The 17,738-nt window shown below is 72.7% G+C and carries 14 protein-coding genes and 1 pseudogene; 8 read left to right on the top strand and 7 right to left on the bottom strand.

Annotated features, from left to right (window positions below):
• Positions 1–23: 23 nt before the first annotated feature.
• A complete protein-coding gene (locus G6R24_RS02640) occupies positions 24–1,364 on the bottom strand; it encodes a CpaE/TadZ family protein (protein ID WP_163547577.1) in 1,341 nt (446 codons plus the stop codon).
• Positions 1,361–2,155, bottom strand: a complete 795-nt coding sequence (locus tag G6R24_RS02645) for an SAF domain-containing protein (protein WP_163547578.1) — start codon at positions 2,153–2,155, stop codon at positions 1,361–1,363. Before G6R24_RS02645 ends, G6R24_RS02640 begins: the two co-directional genes overlap by 4 nt.
• Positions 2,156–2,686: 531 nt before the next feature.
• Here G6R24_RS02645 and G6R24_RS02650 point away from each other — a divergent pair.
• Entirely contained in the window at positions 2,687–2,923 is a 237-nt protein-coding gene (locus G6R24_RS02650; RefSeq protein WP_163547579.1) for a helix-turn-helix domain-containing protein, read from the top strand.
• A gap of 149 nt (positions 2,924–3,072) precedes the next feature.
• On the opposite strand, the pseudogene G6R24_RS02655 reads toward G6R24_RS02650, so the two are convergent.
• Positions 3,073–3,640, bottom strand: a pseudogene (locus G6R24_RS02655) (hypothetical protein).
• 289 nt (positions 3,641–3,929) lie between these two features.
• Here G6R24_RS02655 and G6R24_RS02660 point away from each other — a divergent pair.
• Positions 3,930–5,192, top strand: coding sequence for a LysM peptidoglycan-binding domain-containing protein (locus G6R24_RS02660; RefSeq protein WP_163547580.1), 1,263 nt, complete (start codon positions 3,930–3,932; stop codon positions 5,190–5,192).
• 504 nt (positions 5,193–5,696) lie between these two features.
• Positions 5,697–6,107: an Rv3235 family protein gene (locus G6R24_RS02665; RefSeq protein WP_175084393.1), complete on the top strand. Its 411-nt coding sequence runs from the start codon at positions 5,697–5,699 to the stop codon at positions 6,105–6,107.
• 318 nt (positions 6,108–6,425) lie between these two features.
• Here G6R24_RS02665 and secA read toward each other — a convergent pair whose 3' ends face one another.
• Positions 6,426–9,398, bottom strand: a complete 2,973-nt coding sequence (secA, locus tag G6R24_RS02670; protein ID WP_163547581.1) for a preprotein translocase subunit SecA — start codon at positions 9,396–9,398, stop codon at positions 6,426–6,428.
• Between the two features lie 360 nt (positions 9,399–9,758).
• On the opposite strand from secA, the gene G6R24_RS02675 reads away from it, so the two are divergent.
• On the top strand, positions 9,759–10,328 hold the full coding sequence (locus tag G6R24_RS02675; protein ID WP_163547582.1) for a GNAT family N-acetyltransferase: 570 nt from the start codon (positions 9,759–9,761) through the stop codon (positions 10,326–10,328).
• On the opposite strand, the gene G6R24_RS02680 is transcribed toward G6R24_RS02675, so the two are convergent.
• The 3 genes from G6R24_RS02680 to G6R24_RS02690 all read right to left on the bottom strand — a co-directional run bounded on the left by G6R24_RS02680 (position 10,321) and on the right by G6R24_RS02690 (position 13,139).
• Positions 10,321–11,034: a response regulator gene (locus tag G6R24_RS02680; protein WP_163547583.1), complete on the bottom strand. Its 714-nt coding sequence runs from the start codon at positions 11,032–11,034 to the stop codon at positions 10,321–10,323. The genes G6R24_RS02675 and G6R24_RS02680 overlap by 8 nt on opposite strands.
• A gap of 140 nt (positions 11,035–11,174) precedes the next feature.
• Positions 11,175–11,972 carry a ribosome hibernation-promoting factor, HPF/YfiA family gene (gene hpf / locus G6R24_RS02685; RefSeq protein WP_163547584.1) on the bottom strand — a complete coding sequence of 266 codons (798 nt, stop codon included), beginning with the start codon at positions 11,970–11,972 and terminating at the stop codon, positions 11,175–11,177.
• A 357-nt stretch (positions 11,973–12,329) separates the two neighbouring features.
• Entirely contained in the window at positions 12,330–13,139 is an 810-nt protein-coding gene (locus G6R24_RS02690) for a ComF family protein (RefSeq protein ID WP_163547585.1), read from the bottom strand.
• A gap of 303 nt (positions 13,140–13,442) precedes the next feature.
• Between G6R24_RS02690 and G6R24_RS02695 the strand changes: the two genes are divergently transcribed.
• Genes G6R24_RS02695 through G6R24_RS02710 form a run of 4 tightly spaced genes read left to right on the top strand, consistent with a single transcriptional unit; the run spans position 13,443 to position 17,735 of the window.
• The gene (locus G6R24_RS02695; protein WP_163547586.1) at positions 13,443–14,504 is read left to right on the top strand and encodes a hypothetical protein; all 1,062 of its coding nucleotides are present in this window, start codon (positions 13,443–13,445) and stop codon (positions 14,502–14,504) included.
• Complete coding sequence (locus G6R24_RS02700; RefSeq protein WP_163547587.1) at positions 14,501–15,199, top strand: DUF4129 domain-containing protein; 699 nt, start codon at positions 14,501–14,503, stop codon at positions 15,197–15,199. The genes G6R24_RS02695 and G6R24_RS02700 overlap by 4 nt, the downstream gene beginning before the upstream one ends.
• Positions 15,196–16,659, top strand: coding sequence for a DUF4350 domain-containing protein (locus G6R24_RS02705; RefSeq protein ID WP_225438046.1), 1,464 nt, complete (start codon positions 15,196–15,198; stop codon positions 16,657–16,659). Before G6R24_RS02700 ends, G6R24_RS02705 begins: the two co-directional genes overlap by 4 nt.
• A complete protein-coding gene (locus tag G6R24_RS02710) occupies positions 16,656–17,735 on the top strand; it encodes an AAA family ATPase (protein WP_420811331.1) in 1,080 nt (359 codons plus the stop codon). The genes G6R24_RS02705 and G6R24_RS02710 overlap by 4 nt, the downstream gene beginning before the upstream one ends.
• Positions 17,736–17,738 lie beyond the last annotated feature (3 nt).

Consider the following 17,738-nt stretch of genomic DNA (forward strand, 5'->3'; position numbering starts at 1 on the left):
GGGACTGACGGCGGAAGACAGGCCTAGCGGGACTGACGGCGGAAGGCACCCCGGCGCCGCGACGCCGCCGGCCGACCGGCCAGGCGAGCGGCGAGCTCACGGATCGCGAGCCGGGCCGGGGAGGCGGGGGCGATGTCACGCAGCAACTGGCCGGCGACCTGGGCGGCGTCCAGCCCGGCGAGGTCGTAGGGCACCAGCGCGACCGGCTCGCTGCCGGTGTGCCGCAGGATCGCCCGGCTCACCTCACGAGCCGGCTCGCCACCCACCACCGAGGCACGCAGCCGGTTGACCACGATCAGCGGCTCGACGGACGGCACACTCTCCCGCAGATCCGCCAGACCCCGGACGAAGCGGACCAGACCCACCGGCTCCGCCGAGGCGACCGCGAGCACGATGTCCGCCGCCTCCAGGACAGCGAGGGTCGCGCCGTTACGCCGCGGGGCCGCCGTGTCGAACGACAACTCCTCGTCGCTTTCCAGGCAGAAGCCGCAGTCGACGACGATGTACGCCGACAGCCGCCGGGCCAGCGCCAGGACCGTCTCCATCGACGCCGGGCGCAGCTCCGGCCAGCGCGACGGACGGGAGATCCCCGGTAGCACCCGCAGCCCGTCACCGAGATCACGACACAGCATGGCCAGGCGCGGCACGTCCAACAGGCCCTGGTTGGCCGAACGGGCCGCGGCGGCAAGCCCTGGCGCCTCCTCCAGCAGGCCCACCAGCTGGCCGATCGCACCCCCGTAGGAGTCGGCGTCGACCAGCAGGGTCGAGACCCCGAGCGCGGCGATCTCCGCGGCCAGGCACAGCGCGAGGGTCGTGCGACCCGGCGCACCCGCCGGACCCCACACCGCGATCACCCGCCCGGCACCGACCTCGGGCACGTCCGCGGCGTCCCCGCCGACGCCGAACGGGGCGAGTTGACCGAAGCCGGGCAGTGCCTCGCTGTAACCACTCGGCCAGCCGGGGGCCGCGCTGGAACCGTTGCCGACCCCCGGATGCGTCGCCAGCGCCCGGGACGCCTCGACCACGGCGCCGGCGACCACCTCGGCGGTCGCATCGGCGGGAATGACCGCGGCGACGCCGAGCTGGCGCAACCGGCGGTCCGCGTCCTCGTCCCCGGGGGCGATCAGACCGACGACGGCGATCCCGGCGATGGCCAGGCGGGTCAGCGCGTCCCGGTCCAGCCGGCGCAGGTCGGCGGACAACAGGGCGGCGCGGGCCGCTCCGGTGGTCGCCGCGGCCAGCAGATCCGGCAGGTCGACGCAGCGGCGGACCACCGTCACCCCGAGATCGCGCCGGTCGAACGCCGACACGAGCCCCGCCTCCACATCCGAGTCGGTCACCGCGGTCAGGATCGGCAGGCTCACCGCCCGAACCCCGCGGTGGTGGTCGGCCCGGACGCGCCGACGCCACCGCTGGCATCGCGTTCCAGCTTCACGACATCGACCCGCTCGCTCTGCGACGCCGCCACCGCCCCGATCGCCCCGTCGATCGGCACCCGCAGGGTGATCGACCGGTCGCCGCTGGCCAGCTTCTCCATCTCGACGAACTCGACGTCGTGCAGCGCGAGCGTCTCGGCACCGGCACCCACCGCCGGCGCGGCCGTGCCGTTCGTACCATTCGTGCCGGTGGCGTCGCCGCCGGACGTGCCGGCCGGGGTCCCGCCCGCCGCGGCCGCCCCGGCCTGGAAGACGTAGATGTCCACGTGATCACCGGACTCGAGCGCCGGCAGCCGACCGGCCTTGACGATGACGGGCACCAGCCGGGTCGCTGGCCGGTCACGCCCGGCGAAGTCGCCGCCGCTGACGAACTCGCCGGCGTTCACCGGACGGGCGAGCGTCGCGCCGGTCAGGTCGCCCACCCGGGCACCCGGGTAGTACCGGCCGGATGTGGTCCCGTCCAGCCGCGCGGACACCGTGCCAAGGTCGCCGGCGACGACGACGTGCCCCGCGGGAAGATCACCGCGGGCCACCACCCACTGCCGGGACGAGTCCGCCGTGGCGAACAGTCGCGCACCGACCACCACCGAGACGAGCACGAGCAGCACGCCCACGAGCAGCCGGGAATCCCGCCAGCGCCGTCGTGTGATCCGCCGCGCCGGGGGCGAGGTGGGCGGCGCGGACGCCTCGGGACGGACCGCCGCGGCAAGCTCGGTCACCGGGAGACCTCCCTTTCTCCTGACTGACCCGCCAGCGCTGGAACGCACCCTCCGGTCGCAGACCGTACGTGGTCTAACAGCTCGAACCTAGTCATACCGGTGAGCTCGGTGGCCGCACAGCACCGCATCCCACCACATCCGACCACCCAGCGCAGCATCAGGCCACGCAACGTCAGAACTGCCCCACATCCCGACGTGTCCGGACGTCGCTCCCACCTGTTGGACGCGCAGGTCACCCCGGTCGATGCGCGCCCACGCGACGCACATAGTGGCCACAATGCGGCCACCGCGGGGCCTCGGACTGGGGTCACGGCCCCGGCCACGGCTGGACCTGAACCTGGGGTTGGCGGCCGGGCCGCGGCCCTCGACCCGTCCAGCCAACAATCCCAGCCGAGGCGGTCGAGCGCGAGTGTGAGCTTTCGGGCGTGACTGGGCGCAGTTATCCACAACCTGAAGCATCTGCAGACGATGAACGGTGGAAACTCTGATACACACGTGAGGAGAGACATCCGGTCTCAGGAGGAGGACCCGATGAACGACCGCTTCCTTCAACTCAACGACGTGGCCGAGATCCTCAACATCTCCTCCAGCCAGACCTACGCACTCGTCCGCTCCGGTGAGCTGCCCGCGATCAAGATCGGCGGGCGTGGTCAGTGGCGGGTGGAGCGCGCCGAGCTCGAGGGCTACATCCAGCGCGCCTACGAGCAGACCCGGGCGTTCGTGGCGGCCAACCCGATGACCCGCGGCGAGAGCATCCCCGAGGACTGAACCCCGGGAGCCGAACGCCGAGAACCGAACACCGGCCCGTACCCGGCCGAGACATCCCGCGGGCATCCGAGCCGGTGGCGCCAGGGCGTGTCCAGTCGGTGGCCGCAGGGGGCGTCCGGCCGGTGGTGTCAGGCGTCCGAGCAGGGGTTTCAGGGGATGCGGCGGATGTAGGCGAGGGCGTTCAGCGGCAGCGTCCAGCCCGAACGGATCTGCCCACGGCGGGCGAACTCGCCCACGGCGTGCTCGGCGACCTCGAGAAAGTCGGCCCCCACCCGGACGGGCGTGCCGTGCAGCGTCGTCCCGTCCACGAACCGCAGCGTGCAGGTGGACCTGTCCCGCACCAGCCCCCGCAGGACGTAGCGCAGGTCAAGCTTGGCACCCAGGGGTCCCTCATGCCCGGGAGCGGCGGAGATGACCGGCAGGTTCTCGACGGCGAGCAGCGCGCGCATCGGCACCAGGGCCTCCGTCGCCCCCGGTTCGGAGCAGCAGCCAGTCCATCCCGAGCGCCGCGAGCGTGCCGTGCAGGCTCTCCCCCGCGTGCTGACCGCCGAGCACCCGCAGGCGGGTCGGGTAGCCCACCACCGGCCGCATCCGGTCGATCATTCGCAGGTAGCCGGCCTCACGGCGGCTGCGGTCGGCGAGTTCGGAGGCGAGTTCCGCCGCCTCGTTCGCCTCCCACTGCAGCTCGAGATCGGCGAACAGGTCCTCCCAACGCATCGGATCTCCTTCGCTCGGCGTCTCATCCAACACATCTCGCGACAACCCAGCCTGCCCGACTTCACCCGGCCCGCCCGGCCTGTCGGGCCTGGCCAGCCCGTCGGACGGCCCAGCCGCGCACAGTTTTCGGAGGCAACCGGGATTGACAGTCACACGGAAGAGGGTTACACAACCAAACAGAGGCAAACGAAGAGTTTCGATGCCATCCGCGAGACAGCACACCCGACAGGTAGCACCTCGACGGTCACCACCGCGACGGACGGCGCACCAACGGACAGGGGATTCGATCATGGGCACGGGACGAGTGCGGCGCACGTTGGCGCGACTCGTCGGCGCGGTTGGCGCGATCGTCGTGGCGATCACCCTGATCGCCTTCGGACCACGCGCCGCCGATCTTCCCGCCAGCTTCCACGACCTGCCGGACTGGTTCACCGCCGCACCCGAGCAGGGGCTGGTCACGATCATCGCCGCGGTGGCGTGGCTGTGCCTGCTGTGGCTGTGCCTGGGCGTGCTGCTCGCCGCGGCGGCGGCCATCCCCGGCGGCCTCGGCCGGCTCTCGGGCGCGCTCGCGCGCCTCGTACTGCCACGGGCGATGCGCCGACTCGTCGAGGTCAGCCTGGGCGTCACCCTCGTCGCCGGGATCGGGCCGGTGATGACCGCACTGCCCGCGATGGCCAACCCCGTGGTCCCGGCCAACCCCGGGGCTGGCGTCACCGCTGCGGCCTGGCCCGACCTCGACCGGCAGGCCGTCTCCCGCACGCCGCTGACGGCCGACCTGTCCCGTCCCAGCATGTCCACCGCCCCGACACTCCCACCGGCCACGCCGGCCCACTCCGGCGATGCGGCGGTGAGTCCCAGCCCGACACTGTCGGTTCCCGGCGTGGACGTGCCGATTCCGATCATCGACCTGCGCGAGACGGCCCCAGCCCCGACACCGGCCGCTTCGACACCGGCCGGGTCCGCACACACCGAATCTCCGGAGGCCGCCCGCGGCGGTGTTCCGGTGCACACCGCCCCTGACCCCGGCGTGTCCGTCCCACTCACCCCCGCCCGCGTCTCGGCGGACTGGCCCGACCTCGGCCGGCCCAGCGCCGCGGCACCGCGAGCGGCTGCTCCGTCGACGACACCGCCCGGCCCGGCCCCTGCCGGCGGTACCTCGTCCGCCTCGGCCCCTGCCCCGGCCGCACGTACCACCCAAGCACCCAGTCCTGCGCCCGGTGCCGGCAGCGCACCGGGCGCAGGTACCGCCGCGGCGCCCCCGTCCAGGGCGGCGTCGGCCGCCCCGAACGACCCGCTTGTTCCGTCCGCGCACCGTGGCACGGGTGTACCCGCGGCCGGCGCGGCGGGCAGCGGCCAGTCGGGCGAGGAGATCGTCGTCCGACGCGGCGACACGCTGTGGTCCATCGCGGCCCGTGCCCTCGGCCCCGACGCCACCACCGATCAGATCGCCGCCGAATGGCCCCGCTGGTGGGCCGCCAACCTGGGCGTCATCGGCCATGACCCCAATGTGATCCTTCCCGGCCAACGCCTCACACCACCCACCGGGCCCTGACCCCGCCCGCCGTCCACCGGAGCCAGCCGTGAACGCAGTCTGTGCCCTGCCCCATCCGCGACGATCCACGGCCGACCCCGGCCTGCGGCTGTTGCCCGTCACCGCCTGCGATCCGCCGTTCGACGGCGAGCCCGGGTCGCGCCCCACCGGACCCCACCCGGCCGGGCCGGCCCACGCCGCGTCCCACACGCCGATCGACCGCACGCCGCGGCGGCTGCCCATGCCCGACCTGCTCTTCACCGAATGCGGCCGGCCATCCCCGCGCTCCCCCGGCCCCGGCCCCGGCACCGCCGCGACCACGACAGCGACCGGCCCTTCCACCAGCCAGCCCGGCGATGGCAGCCGGCCCAGCGATGGCAGCCGAACCACCAACGGCGGTCGGTCCGCCAACGGCGTAACCACGTCCGGCAGGGCTACCGCCAGGGGCACGTCCACCGGCAGGTCCACCTCGACCAGGTCCACCTCGACCAGGACCGGTGCGACCACAGCCAGGACAGCCAGGGGGTGACGGCCCATGGCGCCACCGCCCGCGCCGCCATGGCGGACAACGCTCCGGCCGCGGGCGTCGGTGCCGTGGCGGACCAGCGCGCCGGCGAGGCCGGGCCGTCGCTGTCACCCCGGGTCGCGGCAGTGATCGTTGTTCGGGCGATCGTCGAGGCGCTGGCCGGTGCACGGCCGGTTTCGCACCTCGCACGCTGGACGACCCCGCGGCTGCTCCACGATCTGGAGCGCACCGCCGCCCAGATCACCGACCGGCATCGCGGCCTGGTGCGTAGCGTCCGGGTCAGCGAACCACGACCCGGTGTGGCCGAGGTGTCCGCGGTCATCAGCCGCGGCGCGCGGGCCGGCGCCCTGGCCCTGCGCATGGAGTCCACAGACGGGCGGTGGCGGGTCACCACCCTTCAGGTGGGCTGACCTCCGGTCCTTCAGGTGGGCTGACCTCCGGTCGCCCCTGGCGGTGACCGGGTTCCCGCGACCGGCTCGGTCACGGCTTTCACGGCCTTCGTCCTGACAGTCGGACGGAGGGCATCCGCACGGATCGTCGTGGCCGTGGCGTTGTTCGTTCTGCCCGACCACGGCGACCCGCCTGGCCGGCATCGAGGGCGACCTACCAGGCGGGGCCGGCCGGCCTGGCGCCGGCGGTCAGTGACAGGTGAGCCGAGGGACCGGCTTGATGCCGATCCCTCGGTCCCTGAGGCGTCCAAGACCAGGCCCAGGCAGGGCTACTCGGGGCTACTCGGCGGTGTCGGCGTTGCGCCGGGACGGGTCGCCGTGGCAGCGCTTGTACTTGCGGCCGGAGCCGCAGGGGCAGGGGGCGTTGCGGGCCGGGCGGGCGTTGGCGCCGGTGGACGAGTCCGAGTCGCCGCCGGCCGTCCGGCCTGGCCCGCCGCGGCCGCCGGGGCCGAGGGTGGTCGCACCGTTGTCGAGGACGGTGACCGGACCGGAGCCGCCGTCGACCGAGGGGGCGGTGTAGCGCAGCCCACCGGTGGGACGGCGCGGCTCGAGACCCTTGACGAACACCGGCGGCGGGGTGGGCTGTGCGGGCGGCTCCGGGGCGGGTCGTTCACCGACGGCCGCCGGGTCGCCTACCTGGGGACCGCTCCCGTCGGGCACGACCGTGGGTGGCGCGGGCAGGACGGCGGCACCGGCGGGCCCGGCCACGGGCGCGCTTGGCTGCTCCACCACCTCGGTGGCCTCGGGCTCCTGGCCCGCGACCTGAACCTCGACGTTGAACAGAAGGCGGACGGACTCCTCCTTGATGCCTTCCATCATCGTCTGGAACATGTCGAAGCCTTCGCGCTGGTACTCGACCAGTGGGTCGCGCTGCCCCATCGCCCGCAGGCCGATGCCCTCCTGGAGGTAGTCCATCTCGTAGAGGTGCTCACGCCACTTGCGGTCAAGGACGGCGAGCACGACCCGACGTTCGAGTTCGCGCATGACCGGCTCGTCGTCGGGTGTGTCGCCGAGCTCGAGTTCGCGCCGGTCGTAGGCCTCCTGCGCGTCGGCCTGGACGTCCTCCAGCAGGTGGTCGGAGCTCAGACCGTCACGGTCGTCGACCTCGGGAGCCTCCACACCGACCGGGTAGAGCTGGCCGAGCGCCGTCCACAGGGTGGCGAGGTCCCACTCCTCGGGGAAGCCGTCCGCGGTGGCACCGCGAACGTAGCCCTCGATGGTGTCATCGACGAAGTGGCGGACCTGCTCATGCAGGTCGGCGCCGTCGAGGACCTTGCGCCGCTCCTCGTAGATGACGGTGCGCTGCTTGTTCATGACCTCGTCGTACTTGAGGACGTTCTTGCGGATCTCGAAGTTCTGGCCCTCGACCTGGGTCTGAGCCGACCGGATCGCCCTGGTCACGATCTTCGATTCGATCGGGACGTCCTCGGGGATGTTGAGGCGGTCCATGATGCCCTCGACGGCGGCGGCGTTGAACAGCCGCATGAGGTCATCGCCGAGGGAGAGGTAGAACCGCGACTCACCGTTGTCGCCCTGCCGGCCGGCGCGCCCGCGCAGCTGGTTGTCGATGCGGCGCGACTCGTGCCGTTCGGTGCCAAGGACGTACAGGCCGCCGGCGGCGGCCACCTCCTCGTGCTCGCTCTTCACCGACTGGCGGGCCTTCTCCAGGGCCTCCTGCCAGGCGGCCTCGTAGTCGTCCGGCGTCTCGATCGGCGACAGGCCGCGCTGACGCAACTCGGCCTGGGCGAGAAACTCCGGGTTGCCGCCGAGCATGATGTCCGTGCCGCGGCCGGCCATGTTCGTCGCCACCGTTACCGCGCCCTTGCGGCCGGCCTCGGCGATGATGCTCGCCTCCCGCTCGTGGTGCTTGGCGTTGAGCACCTCATGCGGCACACCGCGCTTGTCCAGCTGCTTGGACAGGTACTCGGACTTCTCCACACTGGTCGTGCCGACCAGGACCGGCTGGCCCTTCTCGTGGCGCTCGGCGATGTCCTCGACGACGGCGTCGAACTTGGCGATCTCGGTCTTGTAGACGACGTCCGCCTGGTCGATGCGGACCATCGGCTTGTGCGTGGGAATCTGGACGACGCCCAGGTTGTAGATCTGCTGGAACTCGGCCGCCTCCGTCATGGCGGTACCGGTCATCCCGGAGAGCTTGTCGTAGAGCCGGAAGTAGTTCTGCAGCGTGATCGTCGCGAGGGTCTGGTTCTCCTGCTTGATCTCGACCTTTTCCTTGGCCTCGATCGCCTGGTGCATTCCCTCGCTGTAGCGGCGGCCGTGCAGGACACGCCCGGTGAACTCGTCCACGATCAGGACCTCACCGTCGGTGACGATGTAGTCCTTGTCGCGCTTGTAGAGCTCCTTGGCCTTGAGCGAGTTGTTCAGATAGCCGACCAGCGGGGTGTTCACCGACTCGTAGAGGTTCTCGATGCCGAGCTGGTCCTCGACCTTCTCGACACCGGACTCGGTGATGGCGACGGTCCGCTTGCCCTCCTCGACCTCGTAGTCGACGTCCCGCTCGAGCAGCGGGGAGATCCGGGCGAACTCGGTGTACCACCGGGTCGGATGGTCGGCCGGGCCACTGATGATCAGCGGAGTACGGGCCTCGTCGATGAGGATCGAGTCGACCTCGTCGACGACGGCGAAGTTGTGGCCGCGCTGCACGAGTTCGTCGGCGCTCCAGGCCATGTTGTCGCGCAGATAGTCGAAGCCGAACTCGTTGTTCGTGCCATAGGTGATGTCGCACGCGTACTGGGCGCGTCGGACACCGGGCGACATCTGCGGATGAATGATCCCGATGCTGAGCCCGAGGAAGCGGTGCACACGGCCCATGTTCTCGGTGTCGCGCTGGGCGAGGTAGTCGTTCACGGTGATGATGTGCACGCCCTTGCCCGCCAGGGCGTTCAGATAGGACGGCAGCGTGGAGACCAGCGTCTTGCCCTCACCGGTCTTCATCTCGGCGATGTTGCCGAGATGAAGCGCCGCGCCACCCATGATCTGCACGTCGAAGTGACGCTGGCCCAGCGTGCGCCGAGCGGCCTCGCGCACCGCGGCGAAGGCCTCCGGCAGCAGGTCGTCCAGGGTGTCGTCACCCTCGGTGAGACGCTGGCGGAACTCGTCGGTCATGCCGCGCAGCTCACCGTCGGACAGCCCGGTGAAGTCATCCTCGATCAGATTGACCTGCTCGGCGATCGCCTTGAGCTTGCGCAGAAGCCGGCCCTCACCGGCACGCAAGATCTTCTCTAGAACCACGGGCGAAACTCCTCCGGCAGGCATGTCGGCGACGTCACCGACGACACGATGCTAGCCCCTGAACCGACGCCTACATCCGACCATCGGATGCGGTTCCCGTAACGGCGCTCGCGGCGGACCAACGAAGGACGGGAGGACCGCTGATCAACCGGTTCCCGACTGGTTTACGGCCGGTTCCCGACGCGCACTCCGACCCGAGCCGCGAACCCCACCAACCGGAGCCGCGAACCCCGCCGTGGCCCGAGCGCGGACGCGACGCACGGCCGGCTCACACCCTTCATCTCATCCCACCCAACGATCGACGAGCCCCCCGGGTGCCCGCCGATCCCGGTCACCACCGCGGGACGTAGAACTGTGGCCATGCCCTCTCTCGAACCGGCGGAGATCACCGCCGGCCGCCTGCACCTGCGCCCCTGGCAGCCCTACGACATCGACGCCGTGTACGAGGCCTGCCAGGATCCGCAGATCGCCCGGTGGACCCGTCTGCCGCGGCCCTACCGACGGGCGGACGCCGAGTCCTTCGTCCGCGATCTGGCCCCCACCGCCTGGGCCGAGGGGACCTGCACGCCGTTCGCGGTGGTGGACGCGACGACGGAACGCCTGCTCGCGTCGATCTCGCTCACGGACATCTCCACGTCCGGGGAGGCCGAAATCGGCTACTGGTGCGCGGAGCACGCCCGCGGCCAGGGCGTGATCTCGCAGGCGGTGACGACCGTCACCCGCTGGGGCTTCGCGATGCTGGACCTAGCGCGGATCGAGTGGCGCGCCGCCGTCGGCAACGACGCCTCCCGACGGGTGGCCGAGCGCACCGGCTTCGTCCTGGAGGGGACGCTGCGCCAAGCCCTGGTGGTCGACGGCGGCCGGCGGGTCGACTGCTGGGTCGGCTCCCGGCTGCCCACCGACCCGCCACCGCGGTCCGAGCTCAGGTGATCTCGAGCAGTTTCTCCCGCACCGCGTAGACCACGGCTTCCATCCGGGAGTGCAGCTGCAGCTTCTCGAGGATGTTGCGGATGTGGTTCTTCACGGTGTTCTCGCTGATGAACAGCTGCTTGGCGATGTCCCGGTTGTTCATCCCCTTGGCGACGAGCCGCAGCACCTCCATCTCCCGCTCGGTGAGCCGGGGGGTGGGTAGCTGCGGCCGGTCATCCTTGTTCTTGATCATGGCCGCGAACTCGCTGAGCAGCTTGGACGCCATCGACGGGCTGATCAGACTCTGCCCGCCGTAGACCGCGCGGATGTCCGCCGCCACCTCGTCGATCGAGATCTCCTTCAGCAGGTAGCCCATGGCACCCGCCTTGATCGCGTCGTAGAGGTCCGCCTCCTCGTCGCTGATCGTCAGCATCACGATCTTGGCGCTGGGCACCGACTCCTTGATCGCGCTCGTGGCGTCGATCCCACCTCGACGGGGCATCCGGACATCCATCAGGACGATGTCCGGCGCGGTTTCCTTGGCCATGGTCACGGCCTCGCTGCCGTCAGCGGCCTCGCCCACGACCTCGATGTCGACCTCCTGGCCCAGCACCATCTCCAGCCCACGGCGGAACAGCGCGTGGTCGTCGACGATGAGCACCCGGATGGGGTTGGCCCCCGATGGCGTCGGGGCCACCTCCTCGGAGCGCGGCTCCTCCACCGTCATGTGACCTCCCTGAGACCGTTATACCCCGACCCGTGCCGCTGCTGGCGACCGCACAGGGCAGCGGCAGCAGCACGGTCATGTACTTCGACACGCGAGGCAAATGGTCCCACGTCAGCCGGTGGACGTGACCTGCAGATCGGCTAAAGAGCGGCGGAGCTCGCGTAGGCGTCGTGTTCCCGGGCCGCCTCACCGGTCCGCGACCGGCCGTGGGACAGCGCCGCCTCCAGCTCGCTCGAACCGGTCAGCCGGATGACCCCGTAGTCGTAGCCAACCCGCCGGTAGACCACGCTGGGCAGGCCGGACTCGGCATCCAGGAACAGGTAGAAGTCGTGCCCGACGAGCTCCATGTTCGACAGGGCGTCCTCCAGCGTCATCGGGTCCGCCTCGTGCGTCTTCTCCCGGACGACAAGGGGGGCCTGTTCGGGTGACTCCGCCTGGTCGGCCTGCTGGCGGACCGCGTTGACCTGTTCGACGGAGGCCGCGACCACCGGACGGGCCGCCGCGGGCCCCGTCGCCGGGCGCCGCTCGTCGGGGGTGTGGTGGCCACCCGGCGCGAACGAGCCGTCGAGGGGCATCAGGCTTTCCAGCGGTACCGCGGTGATCCCGGCCGGCTTGCTTCCGGCGTGGTTGGAGTGGTGGCGGACCCGGCGGTCAGCGGCGCGTCGCAGCCGTTCGGCCAGCTTGTTCGCGGCAAGGTCAAGAGCGGCGTAGCAGTCGTCGGCGGCGGCCTCGGCCCGGATCACCGGCCCCCGCGAGTAGACGGTGAGCTCCACCCGGTCGCAGACGTCAGCCAAGCGCGGGTTGCGCTCCTTCGACAGTTCGACATCCACCCGGATGATGTGGGAGTCCAGCCGCTCAAGCTTGGCGAGTTTGGCCTCGACGTGCTTGCGGAACCGTTCCGGTACCGCGGTGTGCCTGCCCTTGACCACGATGTCCACGCGATCCACCTCCCGTTCAAGTGTCCGGCCACCTGACCTGCGTTCGCAGCCGGCCCAGGTGCCGGTGATCTCATCGCGCCCGCTCGTGCCCCCGTACCCGCTCCCGTGCCTGGCCGGGATACTCGAGGGGCGCCCTGTCCACTCTGGTAACACCTTTCTGTCGTGCCGTTGCGCCGGTCGCGGCGGTCCGCGGATGGTTGCCCGCGATCGGCTCCTTCCCCGCTGCGCCGGCCCTACTCCGATCGCACGCCCAGCATCCGCACGACTGATGCGCTATGGCGTTCGCCGTGCCCGGGCGAGCGCTGCCCGACCTGAGCGTCTCGTGCACACGCGTCCGCAGGGCGCGTACCGGTAGTTTCACCCGGACGGGCCATCCAGCCCCGCCAAGCCGACCTCTGCGCGCGTCGCCGCCGCCCCCAGCCGCCGGGCGGGCGAGGCGGCACCCGTACGTCGCCGGGGGGTGGCCGCCACGAACACGGCCGCGTACGGGTGCAACGCGCCCTCGCGCAGCGCGCGAGCGGCCTCGCTCACGGTGGCGCCGGTGGTCACCACGTCATCGACGATGAGCAGCCGTGGGCCCCCTGGCCCGGCTGCCTCCAGCGTCGCAGCCCGGGCCCGCAGCGCGAACGCGCCCGCGAGGTTATCCGCCCGAGCCTGGATCCCCAGACCGGCCTGATCGGCCAGCCGCCGCACCGGGCGCAGCACCGGTGCCACCCGGACCCGGTAGCCCCGGCCGCGGAGCACCACCGCCGCCGCGGCGCACAGCATCTGGACATGATCGAAACCTCGACGCCGCCGAGCCGCCGCCGACGACGGCACCGGGACCAGCACCACCGCCGGACCAGGCCGGGCGTGAACGATCACCCGGGCGAGCGCGGCCCCCAGTGGGCGGGCGAGATCCGTTCTGCGCCGCTCCTTGTAGGCCACCAGCAGCGCTCGGACCTGAGCGCCGTACCGGGCCGCCGCCAGGCAGGGCGGCGGCCCCCGCCGCCGCGGGGTGGCTATGGGGCCCGCGGCGGCGAGGATCACAGGACCGCGTAGCTGCGCCAGACAGGTCGGGCAGACGGACACGCCCCGCCCACCACAGCCGGCACACGACTGGGGAACCACCAGGTCGGCGAGGATGGACAGGCCTCGCGACAGCACGGGGGGAAGCAGCCGGGTCACACCAGCAGGATCCGCGCCAGCACCCGGCGCCGCCAAGCACGACTTCGCGACCTGTGGATATCGCACCCCCCGACCGCGGCCTGTGGACAGGCGGACGCAGCCGACCGGCCGCGTCTGGGACGATCGACCCGAGCCAGGTGAGCCGACATCGGCGGCCGGTCCGTGACCGACGGCCACAGTCGGCCTCCGACCAGCCCGGTCGGTCCCCGGTCGGCCCTCGGTCGGCCTCGGCCGTCCGCGCGTGGGCGGCCCGTGGGCGGCGAAGACAACGAGACGACGAAGACGACGAGTGGAGACACGACAATGGCAGAAGGACCCGGCTGGGCCACGCCCGGCGGGCCGGCACCCGGCGAGCGCGACACCGGCGGTCCCAGGTGGGGCACGCCGCAGCCGCCCGGCTGGTCCGACGGTCCCGGCCAGCCGGCGCCGCCACCGGGGCCAGTCGGTCCGCCGCCGCAGTCCGCGGGTCCACCGCCGCTGGGGATTCCGCCGGGTGCGCCAGGTGGCCCGCCGGGGCCGTGGCGCTGGGGGGCCACGGCGCCCCGGCCCGGCATCATTCCGCTGCGTCCCCTGGCCCTCGGGGAGATCCTGGACGGCACGTTCGCGACTGTCCGCGCGAACCCGGGTGCCACGATCGGGGTGACGGTGGCCTCGGCCGCCGTGGTGGAGACCATCTCCACCCTGATCGCCATCGGCGCGCAGGACGCGTCACGCACGACCCAGGTGCTGGCCACCGTCGCGTCCTTCGCGCTCGAGCTGGTGCTGAGCCTGTTCCTGTCCGGGGTACTCAGCGTCGTGGTGAGCGAGGCGACGCTGGGCAGCCGGATCGGGCCGACCGAGGCGGTGCGCCGGATCGCGCCCCGCCTGCCCGGGCTGGCCGCGCTGACCCTGGCCGTGCTGGCCGCCGTCGTGCTCGGGGCGGTCGCGCTGCTGATCGGCGCGATCGTGGTGGCGGTGTACCTGAGTCTGGCGACTCCCGCGTACATCCTCGAAGGCGGCGGGGTCCGCCACGCGCTGCGCCGATCGGTGGCGATCGTGCGCGGCTCCTGGTGGCGGGCCTTCGGCATCCTGCTGCTCGCGATGCTGGTGTCGCTGATGCTCAGCGCCGTGTTCGCCCTCGTCACCGGCATCGTGCTGGTGTCCGCGCCGGGAGTGTTCGGTGAGTTCTACGATGGTGATCTCACCATCGCCGGCCACATCGTCGAGGGCATCGGCAACCTGGTGGCGACGACCGTGTCGACACCGATCTTCGCCGGCGCCGCGGTGCTGCTCTACGTCGATCTACGCATCCGACGGGAGGGGCTGGACGTGACACTCGCCGAGGCCGCCCGGCAGCGCGCCGCGGGGGCGGGACCACGCGGATGAGCCTGGGTAGCCCGGTCACCCGCGACGGCGCGCGGGAGGAGGCACGCCGCGAACTCAGCCGCGAGATCTACCACCGCGAGGGCACGAGCTGGTGGAACCGCGTCCTGAACTGGATCGGTGATCGGGTCGTGGATCTGTGGTCCTGGCTGTTCCCGCGGGGTGACACCGGCGGGAGCCACGCGCCGGGCCTCGGCGCGCTGTCCCTGGTGATCGTGGCCGTGATCGTGCTCGGGGCCGCCCGCTGGTGGCTGGGGCCGCTGCGGCGCACCGCAGCGGCGCGACGGGCCGCGCCCGACGAGCTCGCCAGCGCCCGGACGGCGACGCAGCTGCGAGCCGAGGCCGACCAGCAGGCCGCCGCCGGGCAGTACGCCCTGGCCATGCGCTCCCGGCTGCGCGCCATCGTGCGGATGCTCACGGACAAGGGCGTCCTGGAACCACGTCCGGGTCGTACCGCGGGCGAACTGGTCGGGGAGGTCTCCCGGGCCACCGGCGGCCAGCCCGCCCCGGGGCAGCCCGATCCGCTGCGCGCCCTCGCGGCCGCGACGGACGTGTTCAGCGAGACCTGGTACGGCGGCCGTCCGGGCACGGCCGAGGGCTACCAGGTGCTCGTCGAGGCCGACGCCGGGCTTTCCCGGCTGCGCGGCGGCTTCGCCGCACACGACGACCCGCCCGGCAGGTCGGCGGTGCCCGCGTGACGACCAACCCGAACACGGCCCCGACCAGCGGCGGCACCGCCGTCGGCACCGGCGGGTCGGGGCCCACGTCCGTGCGGACCGGGCCGCGGCCGGCGGTGCTGCGCCGGGGCCTGGCGGTCGGCGCGGTCGTCGCGGCGTTCGTGCTCGTCTTCCTGCTGCTGGCGGTGTTCACGGCGGGAACGTCCGGCGGCGAACCGTTCGACGTCAGATCGGCCAGGCCGCACGGCACTCGCGCGCTGGCCGAGATCCTTCGGGCACGTGGGGTGAGCGTGACCCCCGCCGAGACCGTTCCGGTGGGTCGTCGGTCGGCCGGCACGGTCGTCGTGTTCCAGCCCGGCCGCCTCGACCGCGACACGCTCGCCGGATTGCTCGGCCAGGTCTGGCAGGGCTCGGACGTGGTCCTCGTCGGCGCCGACGACGCGGTGCTCGACGTCCTGGACGTGGGAGTCCGCGCCGCGGACGAGAACCCGGGTGGGGGCACGGTGCCTCGCTGCGCGCTGTCGGAGGCCACCGTCGCCGGCACGGTGTCCCTGACGGGAAGCCTGGCCTACACCCGCGCCGCGGGGGGCGATCGCAGTGGGATGCGCGCCGAGTTCTGCTACGGCGAACCGTCCACGGCGGCGCGGCTGGCGGTGCTCACACCTGGTGGCGCGGCCGCGGGCGGGGCGACGCCGGGCGCGGCGGCCGGGGGCGGCCGGCTGGTGCTGATCGGCTCGGCGCGGTTCCTCACCAACGGTGACCTGGACGACGGCGGCGGTGCCGCGCTGGCGCTCGGGCTGCTCGCCCGACACGACACGCTGGCCTGGGTCACCCCGACCGCGGCCAGCCACGACGCGGTGGACACCCGCGGTCCCTTCGAGCTGCTGCCCGGTGGGGTCCGGTGGGGGGTGCTGCAGCTCGCGGTGGTGGTGGTGCTGCTGGGGCTGTGGCGCGGTCGGCGGCTGGGGCCGCCGGTGGCGGAACCGCTGGCGGTCGTGGTCCGCGCGGCGGAGTCCGTCGAGGGGCACGGTCGGCTCTACGCCGCGGCCCGGGCTCGGGACCGAAGCGCCGATGTGCTGCGCGCCGGGCTTCGCGTCCGGCTGGCCGAACGGGTCGGTCTGCCGCTGCGCACGGGCCCGACCGGAGCACCCGAGCCGGATCCGGTCGCCCTGGTCGCGGCGGTCGCGCGGCAGAGCGGCCGGTCACCCTCGGATATTGGATCGCTCCTGTACGGTTCGGGCATGCTGGCACCGATCGATGCCCGACCGGGCCCGTTCGGGCGGGCTGTGGACCAGGCCCGCTCCCGCGGTCTGCCCCCGGAGCCGCCGGCCTGGCCGCGTCCGTCCGCTCAGCCGGCCGGGCCCGGTGCGAACCCGACCCGGTCGACGGGCCTCGATCGCGCAGCTGACCAGCCCGATCGCGCGCTGATGGCGCTCGCCCGCGCGCTCGACGACCTCGACCGACAGGTAGGTGGACGGTGACCACCCCGCACATCGACGCGACGTCGGCCGACCCGGCCGCCGATCCGGGTGAGGTGACACCGCACAAGGCGGGTGGTGCGCCGACGCACCGGCCACCGCCGCCGGGCGAGACGACGCCCCCCGATCCCGATGCCGCCCGCCGGGCGCTGATCGCGTTGCGCGGCGAGGTCGCCCGGGCCGTCGTCGGCCAGGACGCGGCCGTCAGCGGGCTCGTCGTCGCACTGCTGTGCCGCGGGCACGCCCTGCTCGAAGGCGTGCCCGGTGTGGCGAAGACGCTGCTCGTGCGGACGCTGGCGGCGGCGCTGGCGCTGGACACCAAGCGTCTGCAGTTCACCCCGGACCTGATGCCCGGTGACGTCACCGGGTCGCTCGTCTACGACAGCCGCAGCTCCGAGTTCGCCTTCCGCGAGGGCCCCGTCTTCACCAACCTGCTTCTCGCCGACGAGATCAACCGCACCCCGCCGAAGACGCAGGCCGCGCTGCTGGAGGTGATGGAAGAGCGCCAGGTCACCGTGGACGGTGTCCCCCGCCCGCTGCCCACCCCGTTCGCGGTGCTGGCCACCCAGAACCCGGTCGAGCACGAGGGCACCTATCCGCTGCCCGAGGCGCAGCTGGACCGTTTCCTGGTCAAGGTGACCCTCCCGCTGCCCCCGCGGGACGACGAGATCCGGGTGCTCGCCCAGCACGCCGGCGGGTTCGACCCGACCAACCTGGCCGCGGCCGGGGTGCGTGCGGTGGCGGGTCCGGCGGATCTCGCGGCGGCGCGGGCCGCGGTCGGGGCCGTCGCGGTGCATCCCGACGTGCTCGCCTACATCGTGGATCTTGCCCGGGCGACCCGGGCGGCGCCGAGTGTCCAGCTCGGGGTGTCACCGCGGGGCGCCACGGCGCTGCTGGCGACCACCCGGGCGTGGGCCTGGCTGTCCGGTCGCGGCTACGCCACGCCCGACGACGTCAAGGCGCTGGCCCGGGCGACGCTGCGGCACCGGATCAGTCTGCGGCCCGAGGCCGAACTCGACGGGGTCACCGCCGACGTCGTGCTCGAGCAGGTGCTGGCCACCGTTCCGGCACCCCGCTAGCGC

Origin of the sequence: Candidatus Frankia nodulisporulans, assembly GCF_902806475.1 — a bacterium.
Taxonomy (GTDB): domain Bacteria; phylum Actinomycetota; class Actinomycetes; order Frankiales; family Frankiaceae; genus Frankia; species Frankia umida.